At 59.5% G+C, this 20,991-nt stretch carries 24 protein-coding genes; 14 read left to right on the forward strand and 10 right to left on the reverse strand.

The window, feature by feature from the left end; all coding sequences use genetic code 11:
* Positions 1-30 precede the first annotated feature (30 nt).
* On the forward strand, positions 31-672 hold the full coding sequence (locus ACR3EK_RS00785) for an arylesterase (protein ID WP_480632441.1): 642 nt from the start codon (positions 31-33) through the stop codon (positions 670-672).
* 3 nt (positions 673-675) lie between these two features.
* Positions 676-1,290, forward strand: coding sequence for an SOS response-associated peptidase (locus ACR3EK_RS00790; protein WP_480632442.1), 615 nt, complete (start codon positions 676-678; stop codon positions 1,288-1,290).
* Positions 1,291-1,298: 8 nt separating this feature from the next.
* On the opposite strand, the gene ACR3EK_RS00795 is transcribed toward ACR3EK_RS00790, so the two are convergent.
* The 4 genes from ACR3EK_RS00795 to ettA form a co-directional block, all read right to left on the reverse strand.
* Positions 1,299-1,859 carry a L,D-transpeptidase gene (locus ACR3EK_RS00795; RefSeq protein ID WP_170365294.1) on the reverse strand — a complete coding sequence of 187 codons (561 nt, stop codon included), beginning with the start codon at positions 1,857-1,859 and terminating at the stop codon, positions 1,299-1,301.
* Positions 1,860-2,049: 190 nt separating this feature from the next.
* On the reverse strand, positions 2,050-2,256 hold the full coding sequence (locus tag ACR3EK_RS00800; protein WP_093963409.1) for a cold-shock protein: 207 nt from the start codon (positions 2,254-2,256) through the stop codon (positions 2,050-2,052).
* 421 nt (positions 2,257-2,677) lie between these two features.
* Positions 2,678-3,043 carry a hypothetical protein gene (locus ACR3EK_RS00805; protein WP_480632443.1) on the reverse strand — a complete coding sequence of 122 codons (366 nt, stop codon included), beginning with the start codon at positions 3,041-3,043 and terminating at the stop codon, positions 2,678-2,680.
* An 84-nt stretch (positions 3,044-3,127) separates the two neighbouring features.
* Positions 3,128-4,795 carry an energy-dependent translational throttle protein EttA gene (gene ettA, locus ACR3EK_RS00810; protein ID WP_093963407.1) on the reverse strand — a complete coding sequence of 556 codons (1,668 nt, stop codon included), beginning with the start codon at positions 4,793-4,795 and terminating at the stop codon, positions 3,128-3,130.
* 136 nt (positions 4,796-4,931) lie between these two features.
* On the opposite strand from ettA, the gene ACR3EK_RS00815 reads away from it, so the two are divergent.
* The 3 genes from ACR3EK_RS00815 to dacB all read left to right on the forward strand — a co-directional run bounded on the left by ACR3EK_RS00815 (position 4,932) and on the right by dacB (position 7,600).
* Positions 4,932-5,402 carry an MOSC domain-containing protein gene (locus ACR3EK_RS00815; protein ID WP_480632444.1) on the forward strand — a complete coding sequence of 157 codons (471 nt, stop codon included), beginning with the start codon at positions 4,932-4,934 and terminating at the stop codon, positions 5,400-5,402.
* A 32-nt stretch (positions 5,403-5,434) separates the two neighbouring features.
* Complete coding sequence (locus ACR3EK_RS00820; protein WP_170460865.1) at positions 5,435-6,037, forward strand: nicotinate-nucleotide adenylyltransferase; 603 nt, start codon at positions 5,435-5,437, stop codon at positions 6,035-6,037.
* Positions 6,038-6,121: 84 nt separating this feature from the next.
* Complete coding sequence (gene dacB / locus ACR3EK_RS00825; protein ID WP_480632445.1) at positions 6,122-7,600, forward strand: D-alanyl-D-alanine carboxypeptidase/D-alanyl-D-alanine endopeptidase; 1,479 nt, start codon at positions 6,122-6,124, stop codon at positions 7,598-7,600.
* 6 nt (positions 7,601-7,606) lie between these two features.
* Here the strand turns inward: dacB and ACR3EK_RS00830 are convergent, their stop codons facing one another.
* Entirely contained in the window at positions 7,607-8,029 is a 423-nt protein-coding gene (locus tag ACR3EK_RS00830; RefSeq protein WP_093963405.1) for a tellurite resistance TerB family protein, read from the reverse strand.
* 265 nt (positions 8,030-8,294) lie between these two features.
* Here ACR3EK_RS00830 and ACR3EK_RS00835 point away from each other — a divergent pair, with 265 nt between their 5' ends.
* From ACR3EK_RS00835 to ACR3EK_RS00845, 3 genes are all read left to right on the forward strand, one after another.
* A complete protein-coding gene (locus ACR3EK_RS00835; protein ID WP_480632446.1) occupies positions 8,295-9,869 on the forward strand; it encodes a lysine--tRNA ligase in 1,575 nt (524 codons plus the stop codon).
* Between the two features lie 48 nt (positions 9,870-9,917).
* Positions 9,918-10,319, forward strand: a complete 402-nt coding sequence (locus ACR3EK_RS00840; protein ID WP_480632447.1) for a DUF4864 domain-containing protein — start codon at positions 9,918-9,920, stop codon at positions 10,317-10,319.
* 142 nt (positions 10,320-10,461) lie between these two features.
* Positions 10,462-12,747: a glycosyl hydrolase family 28-related protein gene (locus ACR3EK_RS00845; protein ID WP_480632448.1), complete on the forward strand. Its 2,286-nt coding sequence runs from the start codon at positions 10,462-10,464 to the stop codon at positions 12,745-12,747.
* Between the two features lie 43 nt (positions 12,748-12,790).
* Here ACR3EK_RS00845 and ACR3EK_RS00850 read toward each other — a convergent pair whose 3' ends face one another.
* The gene (locus tag ACR3EK_RS00850; protein ID WP_480632449.1) at positions 12,791-13,456 is read right to left on the reverse strand and encodes a hypothetical protein; all 666 of its coding nucleotides are present in this window, start codon (positions 13,454-13,456) and stop codon (positions 12,791-12,793) included.
* A gap of 139 nt (positions 13,457-13,595) precedes the next feature.
* Here ACR3EK_RS00850 and ACR3EK_RS00855 point away from each other — a divergent pair, with 139 nt between their 5' ends.
* Positions 13,596-13,916: an antibiotic biosynthesis monooxygenase family protein gene (locus ACR3EK_RS00855; RefSeq protein WP_093963400.1), complete on the forward strand. Its 321-nt coding sequence runs from the start codon at positions 13,596-13,598 to the stop codon at positions 13,914-13,916.
* A gap of 72 nt (positions 13,917-13,988) precedes the next feature.
* Positions 13,989-14,396 (forward strand): universal stress protein, encoded by a 408-nt coding sequence (locus tag ACR3EK_RS00860; RefSeq protein ID WP_093963399.1) that lies wholly within the window; start codon positions 13,989-13,991, stop codon positions 14,394-14,396.
* Positions 14,397-14,398: 2 nt separating this feature from the next.
* Here the strand turns inward: ACR3EK_RS00860 and ACR3EK_RS00865 are convergent, their stop codons facing one another.
* Positions 14,399-14,890, reverse strand: coding sequence for a HugZ family pyridoxamine 5'-phosphate oxidase (locus ACR3EK_RS00865; protein WP_480632450.1), 492 nt, complete (start codon positions 14,888-14,890; stop codon positions 14,399-14,401).
* 71 nt (positions 14,891-14,961) lie between these two features.
* Between ACR3EK_RS00865 and ACR3EK_RS00870 the strand changes: the two genes are divergently transcribed.
* From ACR3EK_RS00870 to ACR3EK_RS00885, 4 genes are all read left to right on the forward strand, one after another.
* Positions 14,962-15,402: an excalibur calcium-binding domain-containing protein gene (locus tag ACR3EK_RS00870; RefSeq protein WP_170360265.1), complete on the forward strand. Its 441-nt coding sequence runs from the start codon at positions 14,962-14,964 to the stop codon at positions 15,400-15,402.
* Between the two features lie 160 nt (positions 15,403-15,562).
* Entirely contained in the window at positions 15,563-15,853 is a 291-nt protein-coding gene (locus ACR3EK_RS00875; RefSeq protein ID WP_170365278.1) for a hypothetical protein, read from the forward strand.
* 27 nt (positions 15,854-15,880) lie between these two features.
* Complete coding sequence (locus ACR3EK_RS00880; protein WP_170420640.1) at positions 15,881-16,438, forward strand: lysozyme; 558 nt, start codon at positions 15,881-15,883, stop codon at positions 16,436-16,438.
* A gap of 56 nt (positions 16,439-16,494) precedes the next feature.
* Positions 16,495-16,848, forward strand: coding sequence for an MmcQ/YjbR family DNA-binding protein (locus ACR3EK_RS00885; RefSeq protein ID WP_093963394.1), 354 nt, complete (start codon positions 16,495-16,497; stop codon positions 16,846-16,848).
* On the opposite strand, the gene ACR3EK_RS00890 is transcribed toward ACR3EK_RS00885, so the two are convergent.
* From ACR3EK_RS00890 to uvrB, 3 genes are all read right to left on the reverse strand, one after another.
* Positions 16,845-17,552 (reverse strand): ORF6N domain-containing protein, encoded by a 708-nt coding sequence (locus tag ACR3EK_RS00890; RefSeq protein ID WP_480632451.1) that lies wholly within the window; start codon positions 17,550-17,552, stop codon positions 16,845-16,847. The genes ACR3EK_RS00885 and ACR3EK_RS00890 overlap by 4 nt on opposite strands.
* Positions 17,553-17,696: 144 nt before the next feature.
* Positions 17,697-18,584: a hypothetical protein gene (locus tag ACR3EK_RS00895; protein ID WP_480632452.1), complete on the reverse strand. Its 888-nt coding sequence runs from the start codon at positions 18,582-18,584 to the stop codon at positions 17,697-17,699.
* Positions 18,585-18,656: 72 nt separating this feature from the next.
* Positions 18,657-20,843, reverse strand: a complete 2,187-nt coding sequence (gene uvrB / locus ACR3EK_RS00900) for an excinuclease ABC subunit UvrB (protein WP_170372128.1) — start codon at positions 20,841-20,843, stop codon at positions 18,657-18,659.
* Positions 20,844-20,991: the final 148 nt, after the last annotated feature.

The following is a 20,991-nucleotide window of genomic DNA, read 5'->3' on the forward strand; positions in this document are numbered from 1 at the left end:
AGTCATTTGGGATATGGAGCGGTCAGGAACTTGCGCAAGGCTCTGGCGGCGGGGCTGTTGTCGCTCTGCGGCATTGCTGCCACAGCCGAGCCGTTGGTCCTGGCCGCTCTCGGAGACTCGCTGGCTCAAGGCTACGGCCTTGTTGAGGAAGACGGGTTCGTCCCTCAACTAACCCGGTGGCTGGATGCGCAAGGCGTCGAAGTGAAGATAATCAACGCCGGTGTTTCCGGGGACACAACGGCCGGCGGTGCGGCGCGTGTGGGCTGGACCCTGACACCAGAGGTGGACGGGATGATCGTGGCGCTGGGCGGAAACGACGTTCTTCGTGGGATCGATCCGGCCGTTTCGAAGTCGAATCTGGAAAAAATTCTGACCGAGGCGCAAACGGCCAATGTTCCGGTTCTGCTGATCGGCATGCAGGCCCCGGGCAATTATGGCGCGGACTACAAACAGGCGTTTGACGCGATGTATCCGGATCTGGCCACCCAGTTCGGCACGCTCTATGCCCCCAGCTTTTTTTCCGGGTTGCAGGCGGATGGCGACCCCGGAGCCGTGCAGACCTACATGCAACCAGACGGGATCCACCCCAATGCGCGCGGCGTTGCGCTGATCGTGGATGATCTGGGACCTGCTGTCCTTGATCTGATCGCCGCCGCAAAACAGCGGCAGTAAACCGTGCCCGGGCGTTTCTTTCTGACGCGGCCGTTCTCCCAGATTTCCGAATTCCTGGGTCGCGAAACTGCTTGGCCGGATGAACAGCCGCGCCAGAACATACAGCCCGGTCAGGAAGTTATCGTTCTGACCGCTGAAGGCGCCGGGCCCATGCGGTGGGGCATGATTCCCGTAGGGCGCGTCAATGCCCGGGGGCGACCGGTCATGGAAACGATCATCAATGCGCGGTCGGAAACGGTTTTTGACAAATCTGCTTTCGAAGGTGTCGGTCGCGCGGTTGTTCCGGTTGATGGCTGGTACGAGTGGACTGGCGAAAAGCGCCGCAAAACCGCGTGGCGGATTGAATCCGCCGACGGAATCCCCTTGTTGTTTGCCGCGATTACGGACAGATGGATCGCGCCCGGTGGTCAGCATGTCGATCAGTTCGCTGCTGTGACCTGCGAGCCGAACGATGATCTGCGGCCGATCCACCACCGCATGGGTGTCCTGTTGCGGCCCGAAGACGTCCGGACCTGGCTGAACGGATCGGACAGGCAAGCGGCAAGCCTTTGTGTCCCGTGGCCAAACGGAAGACTGAAGATTGAAAAAGCCGAAGGGGTGGATTGGTCGGGGCCTTGACCGCTGCCTTAGACGACGGTGACGACCGTTCCGATTGGGACGCGGTTGTAAAGGTCGATCACGTGCTCATTCAGCATTCTGATGCACCCGTTCGACACGGCTCGTCCGATGGTCTGCGGCTGGGTCGTTCCATGGATGCGGAAATACGTGTCGACGCCATTCTGAAACAGATACAGGGCACGCGCGCCCAGCGGGTTGTCTCCTCCACCGGGCTGGACATAGTCATTGTCCTTGAATTTGGCATAGGCAACGGGGTCCCGCTCGATCATCTCTTCGGTCGGGCGCCAGGTGGGCCATTCCTTTTTCACGTCGATTGTCGCAGTTCCGGTAAATTCCAGCCCGGCCTTACCGACGCCACAGCCATAACGGATGGCTTTGCGGGGCTCGGTCACGAAATACAGGTAGAACGAACGCGGTGCGACCAACAATTGCCCGGGCAAAAACTGCTTCTTGATCCGAACGATTTGCGGAGTCGGGTCGTATTCGACCGGCTTCTTCTTCGCGTGGGCCGTGCCGGGCACGGCGCTGAGAGCAGCGGCGGAGATCAGAAAATTGCGGCGTGAGAACATGTCAATACTCGGCTAATCAACAAAGAAAACAGGGTAGCAGTCTGTTCACAATAGCCGATCCGGTCAATTCCCGCGCGGGTTTCACCGGAAAGTGATGTTGTTTTCCTGCCCCACCGGGGCTGGAAAGCGCGATCAGAAACCGCGCAAAAAAACGGGGGCGACGGTCATCCGTCGCCCCCAGAGACCTGGTTTAGGCCAGTTCGATGTTGTCGGCGCTTTCGCGACCGTCGCGACCAGCGCGCAGTTCATAGGTGACTTTCTGGTTGTCGGCCAGGCCGGTCAGGCCCGAACGCTCGACGGACGAAATGTGCACGAACACGTCTTTGCCGCCCTCTTCGGGTGCGATGAAGCCGAAACCTTTGGTGGTGTTGAACCATTTTACGGTGCCTGCGGGCATATCCGTATCTCCTGTTTTTAGCGCTGCCCACGGAATTGCGGCAGCCCGGCGTCGTTGTCTGGATCGATAGACTGAACGCCGAAAACGGAGACAGTAGGTCGAAGTAGAATAACGTAAGCTCTTTGCATATGGCACTGAGAGGGCCATATGGCAAGGGTCAGTTGGGCAGAATGTGTTGTGCTTTCAGGGGCCAGCGGGCGTTTTGAACATAAATCCGCCGAACTGAACTCGAATCTGCTACGGACTTTTCGGTGTCAGATTATCGCGTCCCATCCGGGCAGAACGGACACGAATCCAATATCGAATCGGCCAAGAAATAGGATCGGTCACCTGTTTGATAGTCGACTCCAGTCAATGGCATTCGGACGCCCGAGAGCCCGTATCGGCACAAGCAATCAGCCAGATGCTGGGATGTCGTTTTCTAGATTCGTGCAGAGATGATGTTGAACATCGCGAATGCAGCGATCCACAGGAACACGGTAAAAATCAAGGTCGCAAGTGCCAGGAGAAGCATGCGAAAAAGGTTGCGATTTGGAGTGGTTTTGAGTGCACCCGGTGCAGGTGAGTCGTGCCCCCAATCTATCTTAAAGAAATAGCTGTTAGCCCCGTAAACCGTCAGAAGCAGACGAAGACGGGTGGGCGGTGCGCCGCTTACCCTCAATAGATACTCGGTATACTCTGTCTTGAAGTTGAAGAATGGAAACACAGACGCCAAGATCAGCGAAGACACCCACGCCGAAATGCTTGCGAGCACAAAGAAGCCAAGCAACAGTAGCGCTTCCGCCATACCGTTCTCCAACTGTCCATCATCCCGGTGATAGTATGGGCTGATTTCTGCCCACACTATCCATCCGGAGATGTGTCAGGGGTGCTACCGCGCAAATTTCTTGTGCTTCAACCGCTTGGGCTCCAGCGCGTCCGGTCCAAGGCGGCGCTTCTTGTCTTCTTCGTAGTCCTCGAAGTTGCCCTCGAACCATTCCACATGCGCATCGCCCTCGAAGGCCAGGATGTGCGTACAGATCCGGTCGAGGAAGAAACGGTCGTGCGAGATGACCACGGCGCAGCCGGCGAAATCGACCAGCGCGTCTTCCAGCGCGCGCAGGGTTTCGACGTCCAGGTCGTTGGTCGGTTCGTCCAGCAGCAGGACGTTGCCGCCCTCCTTCAGCAGGCGGGCCATGTGGACGCGGTTGCGCTCACCCCCTGACAGCAACGAGACCTTTTTCTGCTGGTCGCCGCCCTTGAAGTTGAAGGACGAGCAATAGGCGCGGGAATTGACCTGCGCGTCACCCAGTTGGATGATTTCGGCACCGCCGGTGATCGCCTCCCACACGGTGTCGTTGTCGTTGAGATCGTCGCGCGACTGATCGACATAGGACAGTTCTACCGTGTCGCCGTATTCGATGGTGCCTGCATCGGGCTTTTCCTGGCCGGTCAGCATCTTGAACAGGGTCGACTTACCGGCGCCGTTGGGACCGATGACGCCGACGATGCCGCCCGGCGGAAGGCTGAAGGACAGGTTCTCGATCAATTGCTTGTCGCCCATATGCTTGGCCAGCCCGTTGACCTCTATCACCTTGCTGCCCAGGCGCGGGCCGTTGGGGATGACGATCTGGGCGCGGGTCAGCTTTTCGCGCTCGGACTGTTCGGCCAACTCGTTGTAGGCGTTGATGCGGGCCTTGGATTTGGCCTGACGCGCCTTTTGCCCCTGACGCATCCATTCCAGTTCGCGCTGCAGGGTCTTCTGCTTGGACTTGTCCTCGCGGGCTTCCTGCTCCAGCCGCTTGGCCTTCTGTTCCAGCCACGAGGAATAGTTGCCCTCGTACGGAATGCCACGGCCGCGGTCCAGCTCGAGAATCCAGCCGGTGATGTCATCAAGGAAGTAGCGGTCGTGCGTGACGATCAGGATGGTGCCCTTGTAGTCGATCAGGTGCTGTTGCAGCCAGGCGATAGTCTCGGCGTCCAGGTGGTTGGTCGGTTCGTCCAAGAGCAGCATGTCGGGCGCTTCCAGCAGCAGCTTGCACAGTGCCACGCGGCGTTTCTCGCCGCCCGAGAGGTTGGCGATGTTGGCATCGTCCGGCGGGCAGCGCAGTGCCTCCATCGAAACGTCGATCTGACTGTCGAGGTCCCACAGGTTTTCCGCGTCGATCGCGTCCTGCAGGGCGGTCATCTCTTCCATCAACTCGTCCGAGTAGTTCTCGGCAATCTCCATCGCGATTTCGTTGAAGCGGTCGACCTTGGCCTTTTTTTCGGCCACGCCCAGCATGACGTTTTCGCGGACGGTCAGGGATTCGTCCAACTGAGGTTCTTGTGGCAGATAGCCGACCTTTGCGCCCTCGGCGGCCCACGCCTCGCCGGTGAAATCGGTATCAAGGCCGGCCATGATCTTCATCAGGGTCGACTTACCGGCGCCGTTCACGCCGACGACACCGATCTTTACGCCGGGCAGAAAGCTCAGGTGAATGTTTTCAAAGCACTTCTTGCCACCGGGATAGGTCTTTGAGACACCCTGCATGTGGTAGACATATTGATAGGCGGCCATGTCGCGTCCTCTGGGTCGGGGAATTCAGGTTGACCCGCTTGATAGCCAAGCGGGACGGGCGGGGCAAGCTGGTGCTTTGGCGAATTTCTGGCTGGCCTTATGCGCCGGCCGGACCGGACTGGGAGGGATGCTGGGAATGCCGGAACTTGCGCAATTGGTATCGGGTTGGGCCAAGGCCGGACGGATCGAATGGATCGGCGTCAGACCGGGGCGACGATTGGATATGATCGCACTGGGTCAGGCCATGATCCGGGAAGATGGGGTTGAGGGCGATCGCAGTCGCCCGGGGAAGCGTGCGGTGACCCTGATTCAGAACGAGCATCTTGCCGCGATCGGCAGCTATTTGGGACAAGGCCCAGTCACACCGGACGTGCTGCGGCGCAATCTGGTGGTTTCCGGCATCAATTTGGGCGCTCTCAAAGGGCGCGAGGTTCAGGTCGGCACCGCCATTTTGCGGATCACGGTTATCTGCGCGCCTTGCAGCAGGATGGAAGAGGCGTTGGGCAACGGGGGGTACTCTGCAGTGCGCGGGCATGGCGGCTGGTGTGCCGAAGTGGTGCGATCGGGGGCGGTCGGTTTGGGCGATGCTGTGCAACCTGTTGATTGACAAGGCCGGTGAGTTCTGGACTACAGCAGGGGATGTTGCGAAGCGCGATACCATATGCGCGGCCCGGTCAGGTCGTGGGACTGTTCGGGGGATCGTTCGATCCGCCGCATCAGGGGCATGTGCACGTTACACTGGAGGCGATGAAGGCTTTTGGTTTGGATCGGGTCTGGTGGTTGGTGTCGCCGGGGAACCCGCTGAAGTCTCGCGGCCCGGCTCCGATCGATCAGCGAGTTGAGGCTGCACGGTCCATCATGCAGCATCCCAAGGTTGAGGTGACTGACATTGAGGATCTGACGGGCACCCGCGCCACGGCTGACACACTTGCTGCCTTGCGGCGGCTCTATCCGCAGGTTCGGTTCGTTTGGCTGATGGGGGCTGACAACCTGGCCCAGTTTCACAAATGGAAGGACTGGCGGTTGATCATGGACACCGTTCCTGTGGGCGTGGTGGCGCGCCCCGGAGATCGGATTTCGGCCCGCATGTCACCGGCGGCGCGTGTCTATGCCAAATACCGGATTGACGGAACGGCGCGGCATCTTTTGGGTCGGGCCGATGCGCCTGCCTGGTGTTTCGTGAACGTGCCGATGGTCGACGTCAGCTCGACTCAGATACGCTCTAAAGGCGGCTGGACCTGACAGGTGTTGCCTGAACAGCCCCGATGGGCACATAATTCTGGTGCATGGTTGTTTGCCTGTGATCTCTGGGATTTTATTTGACCCATGACTGATCGTATTTCGAGACGTTTCTTTCTGGCCGGCGCCGGTTCGCTTCTGATCCCCACCGTGGGTTTTGCCGGGGCGCCAACGGTCTCGTTGCGGCCTGTTGCCCGTGGCGCCGAGTTGAGCGGTGCCGAACGCATCATTCAGGCGGCGCGATTGAAAGGCGAAGTGGTCTTCGCCGTGGCCGACGTGAAAACCGGCGCGCAACTGGAGGAATTCGGCGGGGCCCGCGGCTTGCCGCCGGCCAGCGTCGCCAAAGCCCTGACCGCGCTTTACGCGCTGGACGTTCTGGGGCCGGACCATCGGTTCGAAACAAAGCTGATCGCAGATGGTCCGATTAAAAACGGGATCCTCAAGGGTGATCTGATACTGGTCGGAGGCGGCGATCCGGTATTGGATACCGATGCTCTGGCCATGATGGCCGCCAACCTGCGCAAGGCCGGACTGACCGAGGTTCGGGGGGCGTTCAAAGTGTACAGCGGCGCATTGCCCTATGTATTCAGCATAGACCCCGGTCAGCCTGATCATGTGGGCTATAGCCCTGCGATCAGTGGAATTTCCCTGAACTTCAACCGTGTGCATTTCGAGTGGAAACGCCAAGGGTCCAGCTATGACGTGACCATGGACGCACGCAGTGCCAGTTATACGCCGTCGGTGGACATGGCCGCGATGCGGATCGAAAATCGCAACCTTCCGGTCTACAGCTATCAACCCAGCGCGCGGCAGGACCGCTGGACAGTTGCCAAGGGCGCGCTGGGTAATGGTGGCGCCAGGTGGTTGCCCGTGCGCAAACCGGGTTTGTATGCCGGGGATGTGTTCCGCACTCTGGCCCGGGTGAACGGCATCGTCCTGGGGCGGGTTCAAGTCACACGCGAGGCCCCCAGCGGCACCGTTCTGGTCACGCATCAGAGCGATGAACTTACCAGCATAGTGAAAGGGATGCTGAAATATTCGACCAACCTCACGGCCGAGATGGTGGGGCTGGCTGCGACAGTCGCGCGGGGTAGGCGGCCGCAAACACTGGCAGAGTCCGCGGATGAGATGAATCGCTGGTCGGCTCAGACCTATGGCGCGTCCGGTATTGCTATGGTGGATCATTCGGGGTTGGGCGATGCTTCGCGAATGGTGCCGTCTGGCCTGGTCAAAGTTCTGGTGGCCGCTCAGCAACATGAAACGCTGCGACATCTGTTGAAGCCGTTTACCCTGACCGACGCCAAAGGCCAGCGGATCCAAGGGCACCCGATCAAGGTCGACGCCAAGACCGGAACCCTGAACTTTGTATCTGGCTTGGGCGGGTATCTGACCACCGCCGAAGGATCCGAGTTGGCCTTTGCGATATTCACTGCCGATCTTCCGCATCGGGCGACCATCGCGCGTGAAAGCCGCGAACGCCCTGAAGGCGCGCGCAGCTGGAATCGCAGGTCTCGCAAACTGCAGCAGGCCCTCATCGAGCGCTGGGGCGCGCTTTATGGCAGCTGAATCCGATCAGACCGTGTGACGCGCCCGTGCGCCGCGCTCAATCGCTGCGGCGTGCAGCCGATCGATCTCCAACTCATATCGGATCTCTTCCAGCAGTCGCAGTTCGGTCTCGGCGAGCGAGCCATCGGCAGCGGCTACATCGCAGGCCAGAGCATAGGCCGTTTCGTTCAACCGCTCAGGCAGGTTGTCTCGGATCAGACCAAACAGTGCGTCCAGACCATCTTCCTGCTCGAACAGATCGAACACGATCTGCGAAACCCGGCGCATACGGTCGATATCGTAGTCGGCAAACACAGGCAGCATGTTCACGGCTGTCTCGATCTTGACCAGTTCGACGGTGCGGATGTTCTCGTCCGAGGCTGAGACGGCCACCATGATCGCCACAAGGCAATCCTGCGGCGACATCGGGTGGGAAACGGGTTGGGTCATGGGAACGTCCTGCGATTGGTATCGTGCCGCACGTTATTGAGGTGTGGCAAAGGGTTCAATATCTTGTTTTCCAATACATACCGATGTCTGTTTGTGCCCAGATCAGATTTTTCCGTGTTCCTGGTCACGAGCAACCGTCTGAAATCGTAGCAGGGGCGGCGTTTCTCGCCTGCGGTCATTGACTCACGCTGCATCTGCACAATAGGAGATGCCGGTCGGTCGCATTGAGTGACCGTCGCTGATTTCCCGATGGAGAACGAACGAAATGTCTGAACTGCGTGAAACCGCCATGACGTCAAAGGCTTGGCCTTTCGAAGAGGCGCGCCGGTTGCTCAAACGCTATCAGAAGTCTCCACCGGAAAAGGGCTTCGTTCTGTTCGAAACGGGATATGGCCCGTCGGGCCTGCCGCATATCGGCACTTTCGGTGAGGTGGCGCGGACCACGATGGTCAAGCGCGCCTTCGAGACCCTGTCGGACATTCCTACCAAGCTGATCTGCTTTTCGGATGATCTGGACGGGATGCGCAAGGTTCCCAGCAACGTGCCGAACCCAGAGGCCCTAGAAGCCTATCTGCAGCAGCCGCTGACTTCGGTCCCTGACCCGTTCGGTGAGTATCCCAGCTTTGGTGAACACAACAACGCCATGCTACGTCGGTTCCTTGATACGTTCGGGTTCGAATACGAGTTCTATTCGGCGCGCGACTTTTATCGTTCGGGTCAGTTCGACGAAATCCTGAAGCGTGCAGTCGAACGTTATGACGACATCATGGCCATCATGCTGAAAAGCCTGCGGGAAGAGCGACAGCAGACCTATTCGATCTTCCTGCCGATCCATCCGGAAACGGGCCGGGTCCTCTATGTCCCGATGAAAAAGGTGTGCTCCGAGACCTACACCGTCACCTTCGATGATGAAGATGGCAAGGAGTGGACGCTGCCCGTGACCGGCGGCAATGTGAAGTTGCAGTGGAAGCCGGATTTCGGAGCGCGCTGGGCGGCGTTGGGCGTCGACTTCGAGATGTATGGCAAGGAACATGCGACCAACGAAAAGATCTATGACGCGATCTGCCGGGCGCTGGGCGGCCGTGCCCCCGAGCATTTCTCGTATGAGCTGTTCCTCGATGAAAACGGGCAGAAAATCTCGAAGTCGTCCGGAAACGGAGTGTCGATCGACGAGTGGCTGACCTATGCGCCGACCGAGAGTCTGGCCTATTTCATGTATCAAAAGCCGAAGACGGCAAAGCGGATGCATTTTGACGTCATCCCGAAGGCATATGATGAATACCATCAGCAGTTGCGTGCCTACCACGGGCAGGATCTGAAGGCTCAGTTGAACAACCCGGTCTGGCACATTCACGGCGGTGACGTGCCGGAATCGACGTTGATCGTACCCTTTGCAATGCTGCTGAACCTCGCGTCGGTTTCAGGTGCCGAGGACAAGGAGACTCTGTGGGGCTTCATCCGCCGCTATGCGCCCGAAGCCACGGCCGAAAGCCACCCGGACCTCGACAAGGCCGCCGGTTTTGCAGTGCGCTACTTCAACGACTTCGTGAAGCCGACCCGCAAGCATCGGGCGCCGACGGAGCAAGAGCGCGAGGCGCTTGAGGCCCTGAAGTCGGCGCTTGAAGCCTATGACGGTCCGGTCGAGGACGAAGCTCTGCAATCGGTGGTCTATTCCATCGGCCGCGAGCGCTTTGACCCGATGCGCGGCTGGTTCACAGCCCTCTACGAGGTGTTGTTGGGCGCCAGCCAAGGCCCTCGGTTCGGCGGGTTCATCGCCCTTTATGGCGTCCCCGAAACGATTGCACTGATCGACAAGGCCCTGGCCGGAGACCTGGCCTGATTTGACCCGATACTGCATGGGGCTACCTTTCCGGCAGGAGGTGGCCCCATGCGTCGACTTTTGCTTGCAGTTTCCCTGAGCGCCGGTCTGGCAACAGCCGCAGTTGCCCAAAGTGGCGACATCGAAGCCAATATCGCGGCGCAGATTGAAGCCTTCAAGGCCGATGACTTCGCCACGGCCTTCACCTTCGCCAGCCCCAACATCCAGACAATGTTCCGCACGCCCGAGAATTTTGGCGCGATGGTGCGCGACGGCTATCCAATGGTCTGGCGCCCGGCTGAGATCCGATTTCTGGAATTGCGGCAGATCTCAGGGTTCTGGTGGCAGAAAGTGATGGTGGTGGATGCGAACGGCGGGGCTCACATCCTGGACTATCAGATGGTCCAGCTGGAAAACGGCTGGAAGATCAACGGGGTGCAGCTGCTTGGCAATTCCGATCCATCGGCGTGATGCAACGCCCACCGTCACGATGATATGAGCGACGGTTAATCCCTTTTCGATACTCAGACCAGCGTGTCCGGGCGGCTTCCGGATTCGGAATTTGGCATGCGCCATAGCCTGAAGAGTGGGCGCGTTTGGGAAAGGGTATTCAATGAACAAGGCAATCACCGACGGCATCGTTTTCACGCCGCCGCAATTCGCGAATGGTCTGGATGTGTGGTCCAGTGGTGATGGCACTCCGGGCTCACCGACCTATGACGGATCGGGAACGGGAGTGTTCGTGCCTGCAGATGCGGAGTTTGGCGGTTGTCTTGAGATACTGAAGGTCAACGCCAGGCAGCAACTGCGGTACATGGGGCAGACGCCGCTTCTGCCGGGCTGCTATTTGCAGATCAAGGCGCGGGTCAAAGCGATCAGCGGGCCATTGCCGCAGGTCCGGATCGCTGGATGGGCCGGAGGGGCCGGCGACGTGCACCTTTCCGGACTGGCCGAACAGGGCCCGGCCATCCAGCTGTCGGGCTATGGCGTGGTGCACGAGGTCACCGCCATCGTTGGGATTGGGCAGCGGCCGGGCGTGGACATGCCTTGGGGCATTTCGGCGCTATACGGGCATTTCGGCCTCGATATCGAGGGGGCAAACGGCGCGCTCGTTCGGATCGATGATATCGAAATTACCGATGTCACCGGGATCTTCTTGCGCGACATGATCAGCCTTGTGGACGTGCGGGACTATGGCGCGTTGGGGGATGGTGTGACCGACGACTCGGCTGCGTTCGAGGCGGCAGACCAAGCCGCGGGAGGTCGCCGCATCTATGTGTCGCAGGGAACCTACCACCTGGCACAGGATGTTGGGCTGGACGCGGAGGTCGACTTTGAGGGCACGGTCACGATGCCTGATGACAAGATGCTTCTTCTGACCAAGAATTTCGATCTGCCGACTTACATCTCCGCCTTCGGCGATGAAGCCCTGGCCTTCAAAAAGGCGTTTCAGGCGCTGTTGAACAACTCGGATCATGAATCGCTGGACCTGGGCGGCCGCAAGATCTCGGTGTGCGAGCCGATCGACATGCAGGCCGCCGTACCCAATCGCGGCAGCTACTCCACTCGCCGCGTGATCCGCAACGGGCAGTTCGACGTCAAGAGCAGCGCCTCATGGGACACCGAGACCTTTACCTCTGTCTCAACATACGATCCGGCGGATCCTTACAAGTTGTCCGGTGTGGCCAACGTGGCCAATATCCCGCTCGGGTCGTTGGTTCAGGGCAGCGGCGTTGGACGTGAGATCTATGTTCGGTCCAAGGATGAAGGTGCCGGTGAGATCACCTTGAACGCACCTATCTATGATGCGGCTGGCACGCAGACATTCACGTTCGTTGCTTTCAAGTACCTGTTGGATTTCTCGGGCTTCAGTGCGCTCCAGAAATTCGCCATGGAAGACATCGAGTTTCAATGCAACGGGCGCTGCAGCGCGATCCGCCTGTCGCCGGGCGGGAACACGTTCGTTTTGAAGAACTGCTTTGTCAGCCGTCCGTTGGATCGCGGCATCACTTCAATCGGGGTGGGGTGCCAGGGCATGTTGATCGACGGTTGCCAGTTCCTGTCCAGTGAAGAGTCTCTGGACGTGCCCGACCGCAGTTCGATTGCCATCAACGCCAATGCCAACGACGTCAAGCTGCGCCACAACCGGGCCGTTCGTTTCCACCACTTCGCGGTTCTGGGCGGAGACAACAACCTGGTTCTGGGCAACCACTTCTTTCAGGGCGACAGCGTGCCGAACGGTGTGCGCAATGCGGGTTTGGTGATGATCGGGGCCTACAACAGTTCTTCGATCGCCGACAATTATATCGACAACTGTTTCATCGAGTGGAGCAATGAGCGCGATGCCGAACCCGACTACACCTCGGGCTATTCCTTCAGCGCCATGAGCATCACCGACAACATCTTCTATTCAAGTGACGTTGCCCCGTGGTTCGCCTATATCGTCGTGCGCCCGCATGGCGTCGGGCATTTTTTGAACGGAATGACGGTCACGGGCAACAAGTTCCGAACGGCGAACGGGTCAATCGACCGCGTGGACAAAGTTGATACAACTTTTGCCGATCTGAATCCTGATCGGCATGTGAATGTCACGTTCGCAGACAACACGTATCACAACGTGACACTCAAGACCGCGAACCCGCTGCGGGTCCGACACGAACAGAATACGGCGGCCTCTGCCTGGACGGTGGACTCGGATGGTGCATTCCCCTTTGGTGGGCAGGCCCGCAGCTGTGACAGCGTCGTCGTGCTGGACGGGCTGAGAACCGCCTTTGGAACTCTGCGCTATACGGCCCCCTATGTTCAGTTGCAGCAAGGGACGAACCAGGACCAGATCAAGTTGCGTTGGTCCGAGGCCTTGAGTGGTGAAGTTTCGGTGATCATGCGGATCGAGGTCTGATCCGTGTCGGCCGGTCGCTTTTGGGGCGGCCGGCGCGCAGCATTCAGAACTCGCGCCACAGCGCGAATCTCAGGCCTGACCTGTCCCGGGCGGCGTTGCGCTCGACCCCGATTATCCAGGTGTTGGGGCCGCTTTCGGATCGAAACATCGCCGAGGGTCGCGCGCTCCAATAGAGGGGGCGGCCAGGTACATAGGACGTTTCGATCTGGAGCAGGAGATTGACTCGACGGTGCGACGACAAACCCACTGTCAGGTCCAGTTTTCGGATCAGAGCGTCATGGCTTCGGTACTCCAGCGCGGCATCAGCCGCCAGCCAGCCACTGCCATATCGGGCCTGAAATCCTTTGCCCCAAGACAGGGTTGCCTTGTACATCGCCCATGCGCGGGTTTCACGGTGATGCGCGCCGACACCCAACTCGGCCGCCAGACGCCCGCCGTTGGAAAATTCGGCAACCGGTAGGCGCGCAAACACCACGGCGTGACCGTAGAGTTCTTGATGCTCTTCCGCGTCCAAACCCAGCGTCAGATTTGGGCGCATTCCCCATTCCCCATAGAGCGAGGACTTGAAGCGGATGCCCTTCCCGGGCTCGGAAAACGCCGTCAGGGCCAACGATGTGAACGAGGCGCCTTCTTCACGAAGCCATGCCCCGGCCAAGGCCGGAGTCGAAAACACAAGACTTGCACACAGGAAGGCGATCAGGCGGTCCATTTGCGCAGGATCATCAACCTTGGTTAACGGAAGGTTAGCGCTCGGTTCATTTTTCGGAAACTTTTTCGCGCCAGCTCAACGAAAGGCAGGACGTTTGAATAACCTGTGCTAGGCTTGGGTCAGACAAGGGAGATGACCGATGCCGAAGATATCAAAAGACGCCAGTGTTCAGACCGTTATCACCACTTTCGAAATGACCCCCGGAACCTGCCAGGACCTGCTAGAAGCGTTGACCGACGCCTATGCGAACTTCATTTCCAAGCAGCCCGGTTTTGTCGCAGCCGGACTGCATGTCAACGATGCCCAGACCCGCATCGCGAACTATTCGCAGTGGGAGCGGCGGGAGGACTTTCTGGCCATGCTGCGAACGCCTGAAATGCGCGAGCGCAACCGCAAGATCAACGAATTGTGCAAAAGCTTCGAGCCGGTGATGTACGACGTGGCCGAAACATTTGACTGATCCTGACCTGAATCAAGGTCAGAAGACTTTGGCTACTGCTATCTGAACGCGAAACTCAAGGAGACGCCAGCCATGTATCACAATATTCTTGTCCCGATTTCCTTCGATGCCGAGCGTGACACGTCGGGGCCGCTGAAACTGGCCAAACTATTGGCGACGCCAGATGCGAAAGTGACCCTGTTGCATGTTGTCGAGCATATCCCGGACTACGCAATCTCTTACATGCCGGCCGAATACCTGACCGAAGCGCGGCGCGCGATCCAGGATGAGCTGAACATTCTGGCCGCCAAGCTACCGAACGCCAAGGGCGTTGTGGTCGAGGGCCATTCGGGGCGCACGATTCTGGATTGGGCGGAAACCAACAAACCTGACCTGATCATTATGGCGTCGCACCGACCGGGGATGCAGGATCTGTTGCTCGGCTCGACCGCGACACATGTGGTGCGCCACGCCAGTTGCGCAGTTCACGTCGTTCGCTGATTTTATGGCGGGCAAAGGTCTTCGCGTGTCATCTTCCACGCTTTGCCGAACCCGCCATTGAGAAGCCCATCAACAATCTCGAAACGCACAAAACGGAAATCCGCGAAGTCGATATATAGTCCGGCCTTCGGACGCTGTGACAAGTAGCGTGCCCGAAGCGCGGTATGCTCCTTGGTCGCCCGTGGGGTCGTGCGCGCCGTGCAGTGCAGGGTCAGCCGGGGACGGGTCAGTGGATCACCTTTGTCAGCGGGCTCGCCGATCAGCAACGCGCAGGCCGGATTCGCCTCCAACGCGCGTGAGTGCTCCGCCAGATCCGAGATCAGGGTGAGCGGCCATCCAGCACTGTCGGTGGCCAGTGCGATGCGGCTGATCGACGGCAGTCCGTTGTCCGGATGTACCACGGCAAGCGCAGCAAAACGGGCCTGCGTGATAAGATCAAGGGCCAGTTCCCGCGCAGTCTCGTCGACCGGTTGAAATGGGTTTCGAGTGTTCACGTGGCGCCCTCGCTGGATTGCGTCATTCCGATGCCTCGGCTTTGCCACATAGTTGGTGTATCGCCAAGTTTATGAAGCTGAAGACAACCGTATACAACGAACCCGCACCAGATCCGCGCTTGGCACGTCGGCAGCGTAAGGCTGATGCCCTGCGCCGACATGCGCTGTCCCCGCTGCGCATTCTGCTGATGGTGCTGGCCCTGCCGCTGACGACGGGGATGATCGCGCTGGGTGTATATCTCCGGACCTCAGACCTGGAGCGGACCGAAGCCGTGATGCACCTTGTGGCGCTGGCTGGTTGCGACGCGGCACGCTCCGTTGGCCTTGGACCGATGCGCGAGGGACAGCTTGGATACCACAAACGCAACGACCCTGACGGCGACGGGATCGCATGCGAGTCCAGTGTCCGGGCCGCGACGCGGTCGGCTGTGCCGGTCCAGGCACCTGCGTCCACGCAAAGCACGGCGCCCAAACCCCGGGCTGTCGGAAACGCCAAATTTGTCCGCCCCTGACGGTCCTTGAAGACACCTATCTTCATGGTTGAACCTTTTCTCGCACATGATCGCGTTGCCTGTGTCCCTGCGTGATTTGGGCGGGACGTGGTAGGATCATACCGTCCGCTGGCAGTTTGCCGCGGTTCGGGGTCAGGACCCCAAGCGAGGGAGGACAACCATGTTTGCACGCGTTACCCAGTTCAAGATGAAGCCCGGCACCCGCGAGGCCGCCACGGCCCGAATGAACGATCTGAAGGATCAGATCATGGGCATGCCCGGTATGCACTGCTTTACGAATGTGATGAACGAGGACGGCAGCGGCTATGTGATCTCGGTCGTCGAAAGCGAGGCGACATCAAACGCAAACGCCCCCAAGGTTGCCGAGTTGTGGGGCCAGTTTGCCGAGTATCTTGAAGGACCTCCGACGCCGATGGGGTATGATGTCATCGCCCATTGGGAAAAGGGGTGACATCGGCCGCCACCCGGGGATGGCCTGATGCCTTACAAGATCACACCGCGTATTGCCGCCGAGCTTATCGCGCACGAAGCGATCGTGCGCGAGGCCTATCTGGATTCCGTTGATGTCTGGACCTGGAGCGTGGGGATCACGTCGGCCTCGGGCCACACGGTCTGGCCGCGTTATCTGGACAACCCCCAGACCTTGCGGCGCTGCTTTGAAGTGTATGAGTGGGCTATCCGCACCAACTATCTGCCTGCGGTGGAAACGGCCTTTGCCGGCCACGCCCTGACCGAGGCGCAGTTGGGCGCGGCCTTGTCCTTTCACTACAACACCGGGGCCATAGACCGGGCCGTTTGGGTGGGCAGATGGAAGGCCGGGGATGTGGCCGGCGCTCGACGCGCGATCATGTATTGGCGGCGGCCGCCTGAAATACGCCCCCGGCGGCGCAAGGAGCGCGCTCTGTTCTTCGATGGCGTATGGTCGGGCACCGGCACCGGAACCGAGTATCAGGTGCGAAAACCGTCCTATCGGCCAGACTGGTCCAGCGCGGCGACGGTTCAGATCGGCGACGTTCTGCAAGACCTGTTCGGTTAGGCCCGACAGGTCATGCTTGCTTGCGAAATCCTTGCCGGCCGGTCAGGATCGGCGTCATGACCCGAGACGAATTCAACGCCTTTTGCGCATCTCTCAAGGCCACAAGCCACGTCGTGCAGTGGGGCAATGCGGATGTATGGAAAGTGGGCGGCAAGGTGTTCGCGATCTGCGGCTGGAACGACGGCAAGGACGCCTTTACCTTCAAGGCCACCGATCTGGCCTATGAGGTGCTGCAGGATCAGCCCGGCATCCGCCCCGCGCCTTATCTGGCCTCGCGGGGCATGAAATGGCTGCAGGTTTACGACGAACGCGGGATGAGCGATGCGTCCCTGCGCGACCACATCGTGACGTCCTACGAGATGGTTTTGGCCAAGCTGACGAAAAAGATGCGGGCCGAGCTGGGGCTTTAGCCCTTCATCGCCTGCAGTAGTTCAATCAGCCGCTTGCGGTCATCGTCATCGGCATAGTCGCCTGCGGCCAGCCGTTCGGCGATGCGCAGGCGCAGACGCTCGTGCTGGGTGCGCACCTCTTCGCCTGCGGTTTCGGCCAGCGTTTTCATGATCACCGCCACCGCCTGCTGGCGCTTGGTGGTGGGGTTGGCGATGTAGTCGACCAGGCTCTGCTGCCCGGAATCGAGGATGTTTTCCGCCAGCGCCCGCAACTGCTCGCCATTGGGCAGCAGCGGGGCGGGGGTGCCTTCGGGCGGCAGGATCTCGGGCGCGCTGCGCGGGGTTTCAGCCAGGGCGTTGGCACCGTCGACGAAGGCCTCGGTGATCATCCGGGTGATCTTGATCGCGCGCGGGTCCTTGAACAGGGTCGAGGCGATGGCCACGCCGTAATCGGTATAGACCCACGGGTTGACCCGCCGCCCGCCGCGGCCCTTGGGCTTTGAAATCACATTCCGTGATGTCAAATCGGCCACCTCGGCATCGGTCAGCTGAAAGCGGTAGCCCTCGAACAGGTCCTTGTTGCGCGAGACGGCCTGATTGAAGGCGCTGACGGTTTTTCCGTAGAACCGGGCCAGATCCTCGGCCAGCACCACGCGGGTACCACGCACCCGGTGAATGGCGCTTTGGACCTCATGCGTGGAGGGCAGGTTTTTGGCGTTCGTCATGGCACCCGTTTGGAATCACAATTTGTGATTTCAAACGTGGAGGAGGGAGGAGCGGGGTGCAAGGGTGGAGTGTGGGGTGTAGCGTAGAAGGGGTTCGACCCAGCCTACGCTTGCATTGGAACGTGGAACGGGCGGGTACGTTAGTCAATCAAAGTATTTCTGTTCGCAGACCAACGTATGCCCAATAGCGTTAGTAGTGGTCACTACACAATCGGATGGTTCCCAAGTTGGTCTACCTATAAGGTCAATGCTCTCTCCGAGCATTGTTGAACCAGACATTCCACTTCTGACCCAGCCGAAGGCGCTGGTACAAGCAATGAATACCGCTGAAAGCGCTGAGAAAGCGTCGTCTAAAGTTGGCTGGCAAGTAATGTCATGTGCGCTGTGCTTGGCTTTGTTGTAGCGATTGAACCAAGGTAGGCTTGCTGTTGGCGATTCAACATCCCAATCTTTGAACGGACTCAAAGCGAAGCCAAACCTGGGAAAGCTCACAGTATAGTCTGCCAAGCGCATGGGATGCGATAGTTCGACTAAGTGATTTGTAGTCAACCTGCTCGGGGCATTTTCCGAGTTGGCTTTTAGAGTCTTTGCGAGCAGATTCTCTAATTGAATGCATGAGCCAATTACGCTTCGTGAAATACGAGCGCCCGTCGTATTCATGTTGGCCTTTTCTGGAGAAACTGTTTGGCAAATATCTAGAATATCTGAGAGTTGCATTTCCAAAAACACAACCAGCTTCCTCTCCATTTCATCGGTCTCCGGACTCGGGAACTTGCACATCGGTGCATTCGTTGTCGGGAGCAGAAGAAGAGGTCGTGCGATGAAGGGAAAAGCGCAGTTGAGGCCCAAGTCTGCTAAAACAACCGAGTCTACCTTGTGACCAATGTCCATCAACCCGTCTTTACAAATCACCTCATTCCAGTTTCTCAGGATCAGATCTGGATTAGCAGTATTCAAATTTTTTCTATCAAATTCGTCACAATAAGCACTTGTGTTCCAAGTAGCTTGAGATCTCGAGTAGATTTCTATCAAGCCTTGCGGGCCATTCTCAAACCCACATCGAACGCCAAACCCGTTTAGGCCCCAAAAAACCGACATTGAACTCTACCGCTTCCGCCGCTTCACATTCCCACCCCGCTGCCCCGGCCGTCCGGCCGTTGACCGCCCCTGCGACCGCACCGCGTCTTCCGAGGCTTTCTCGACCGCCCATTGCCGCGCCATGGGGTCGTCGGCGACGGCCAGATCGACCGCTTCCAGACGCTTGATCTCATCCCGGATGCGGGCGGCCTCTTCGAATTCCAGGTTCTCGGCCGCCTTGCGCATCTGGTCGCGCAATCCGTCCAGATGCGCCTCGAGGTTGGCGCCGTGCATCGGCTTGTCGATGGTGGCGGTGACGCGGTTCATGTCCACATCGCCGGCATAGAGACCGGCCAGAACGTCCTCGACATTCTTCTTCACCGTCTCGGGCGTGATGCCGTGTTCCTCGTTATAGGCGATCTGCTTGGCGCGGCGGCGGTTGGTTTCCTCCAGCGCGCGCTCCATGCTGCCGGTGATGCGGTCGGCATACATGATCACGCGGCCCTCGGCGTTGCGCGCAGCGCGGCCGATGGTCTGGATCAGCGAGGTTTCCGAGCGCAGGAAGCCCTCTTTGTCCGCGTCAAGAATGGCGACCAGCCCGCATTCGGGAATGTCGAGTCCCTCGCGCAGCAGGTTGATGCCCACCAGCACGTCGAAGGCACCCAGCCGCAGGTCGCGCAGGATCTCGATCCGCTCGATCGTGTCGATGTCGGAATGCATGTAGCGGACCTTGATGCCCTGCTCGTGCATGTATTCGGTCAGGTCTTCGGCCATGCGTTTGGTCAGCGTGGTGACCAGCGTGCGGAACCCCTTGGCCGAAACCTTGCGCACCTCGTCCAGAAGGTCGTCCACCTGCATCTCGACGGGGCGGATTTCGACCTCGGGGTCCAGCAGACCCGTGGGGCGGATCACCTGTTCGGTAAAGACGCCGCCGGTCTGCTCCAGTTCCCACTTGGCCGGGGTGGCGCTGACGAAGACCGACTGCGGGCGCATGGCGTCCCATTCCTCGAACTTCAGGGGACGGTTGTCCATGCAGGAGGGCAGTCGGAACCCGTGTTCGGCCAGCGTGAACTTGCGCCGGTAGTCGCCGCGATACATGCCGCCGATCTGCGGCACGGACACGTGGGATTCATCGGCAAAGACGATGGCGTTGTCGGGGATGAATTCGAACAGGGTCGGCGGCGGCTCGCCCGGTGCGCGGCCGGTCAGATAGCGCGAGTAGTTCTCGATCCCGTTGCAGACGCCGGTGGCTTCGAGCATTTCCAGGTCGAAATTGGTGCGCTGTTCCAGCCGCTGCGCCTCGAGCAGTTTGCCCTCGCCCACCAGCTGATCCAGCCGTTGGCGCAGTTCCTTTTTGATGCCGAGGATCGCCTGCTGCATCGTCGGTTTCGGCGTGACGTAGTGCGAGTTGGCATAGACGCGGATCTGCTCCATCGTGTCGGTGCGCTCGCCGGTCAGGGGGTCAAACTCGGTGATCGCCTCCAGTTCTTCGCCGAAGAACGAGAGTTTCCACGCGCGGTCTTCCAGGTGGGCAGGCCAGATTTCCAGGGAATCGCCCCGCACCCGGAAGCTGCCGCGCTGGAAGGCCTGATCGTTGCGGCGGTATTGCTGAGCCACCAGATCGGCCATCACCTGCCGCTGGTCGTATTCGTTCCCGACCTTCAGATCCTGCGTCATCGCCCCGTAGGTCTCGACCGAGCCGATGCCGTAGATGCACGAGACCGAGGCCACGATGATGACGTCGTCACGCTCGAGCAGCGCCCGGGTGGCCGAGTGGCGCATCCGGTCGATCTGTTCGTTGATCTGCGATTCTTTCTCGATATAGGTATCGCTGCGCGGCACATAGGCCTCGGGCTGGTAGTAGTCGTAGTACGAAACAAAATACTCGACCGCGTTGTCCGGGAAGAAGCCCTTGAACTCGCCGTAAAGCTGGGCCGCCAGCGTCTTGTTGGGGGCTAGGATGATGGCGGGGCGCTGGGTTTCCTCGATCACCTTGGCCATGGTGAAGGTCTTGCCGGTGCCCGTGGCACCCAGCAACACCTGATCGCGCTCGCCGTCTAGGACACCGGCGGCGAGTTCCTTGATGGCCGTTGGCTGATCCCCGGCCGGTGCAAACTCCGTATGCATGACGAACCGCTTGCCGCCCTCAAGCTTCAGGCGGGCGCGGACATCGTCCACGGTCAGCTGGGTTTTGTCAGAATGTGCATAGGGCATCGGCAGGCTCCGCTTGGGCTTCTTACATTTGTTCTTATTTTGTCCGCATGCAACCCCTGCAGCGCCGGTCATTTGCGTGGCCCTGCGGCATTTGCAATCTTGTCCCCGCCCGCACTCTGACGCATAAACGGTCGCGACCAACCGAGTA

The organism is Ruegeria sp. BC8, assembly GCF_056535705.1.

Excerpts from the sequence above, each read along its gene's own strand:
- ACR3EK_RS00795 (WP_170365294.1), bottom strand. The coding sequence starts at position 1,859 with ATGTTCTCACGCCGCAATTTTCTGATCTCCGCCGCTGCTCTCAGCGCC.
- ACR3EK_RS00800 (WP_093963409.1), bottom strand. The coding sequence starts at position 2,256 with ATGCCCGCAGGCACCGTAAAATGGTTCAACACCACCAAAGGTTTCGGC.
- ACR3EK_RS00805 (WP_480632443.1), bottom strand. The coding sequence starts at position 3,043 with ATGGCGGAAGCGCTACTGTTGCTTGGCTTCTTTGTGCTCGCAAGCATT.
- ettA (WP_093963407.1), bottom strand. The coding sequence starts at position 4,795 with ATGGCCGCCTATCAATATGTCTACCACATGCAGGGTGTCTCAAAGACC.
- ACR3EK_RS00815 (WP_480632444.1), top strand. The coding sequence starts at position 4,932 with ATGCCGGAACTTGCGCAATTGGTATCGGGTTGGGCCAAGGCCGGACGG.
- ACR3EK_RS00820 (WP_170460865.1), top strand. The coding sequence starts at position 5,435 with ATGTTGCGAAGCGCGATACCATATGCGCGGCCCGGTCAGGTCGTGGGA.
- dacB (WP_480632445.1), top strand. The coding sequence starts at position 6,122 with ATGACTGATCGTATTTCGAGACGTTTCTTTCTGGCCGGCGCCGGTTCG.
- ACR3EK_RS00830 (WP_093963405.1), bottom strand. The coding sequence starts at position 8,029 with ATGACCCAACCCGTTTCCCACCCGATGTCGCCGCAGGATTGCCTTGTG.
- ACR3EK_RS00835 (WP_480632446.1), top strand. The coding sequence starts at position 8,295 with ATGTCTGAACTGCGTGAAACCGCCATGACGTCAAAGGCTTGGCCTTTC.
- ACR3EK_RS00840 (WP_480632447.1), top strand. The coding sequence starts at position 9,918 with ATGCGTCGACTTTTGCTTGCAGTTTCCCTGAGCGCCGGTCTGGCAACA.
- ACR3EK_RS00845 (WP_480632448.1), top strand. The coding sequence starts at position 10,462 with ATGAACAAGGCAATCACCGACGGCATCGTTTTCACGCCGCCGCAATTC.
- ACR3EK_RS00850 (WP_480632449.1), bottom strand. The coding sequence starts at position 13,456 with ATGGACCGCCTGATCGCCTTCCTGTGTGCAAGTCTTGTGTTTTCGACT.
- ACR3EK_RS00855 (WP_093963400.1), top strand. The coding sequence starts at position 13,596 with ATGCCGAAGATATCAAAAGACGCCAGTGTTCAGACCGTTATCACCACT.
- ACR3EK_RS00860 (WP_093963399.1), top strand. The coding sequence starts at position 13,989 with ATGTATCACAATATTCTTGTCCCGATTTCCTTCGATGCCGAGCGTGAC.
- ACR3EK_RS00870 (WP_170360265.1), top strand. The coding sequence starts at position 14,962 with ATGAAGCTGAAGACAACCGTATACAACGAACCCGCACCAGATCCGCGC.
- ACR3EK_RS00875 (WP_170365278.1), top strand. The coding sequence starts at position 15,563 with ATGTTTGCACGCGTTACCCAGTTCAAGATGAAGCCCGGCACCCGCGAG.
- ACR3EK_RS00880 (WP_170420640.1), top strand. The coding sequence starts at position 15,881 with ATGCCTTACAAGATCACACCGCGTATTGCCGCCGAGCTTATCGCGCAC.
- ACR3EK_RS00885 (WP_093963394.1), top strand. The coding sequence starts at position 16,495 with ATGACCCGAGACGAATTCAACGCCTTTTGCGCATCTCTCAAGGCCACA.
- ACR3EK_RS00890 (WP_480632451.1), bottom strand. The coding sequence starts at position 17,552 with ATGACGAACGCCAAAAACCTGCCCTCCACGCATGAGGTCCAAAGCGCC.
- uvrB (WP_170372128.1), bottom strand. The coding sequence starts at position 20,843 with ATGCCCTATGCACATTCTGACAAAACCCAGCTGACCGTGGACGATGTC.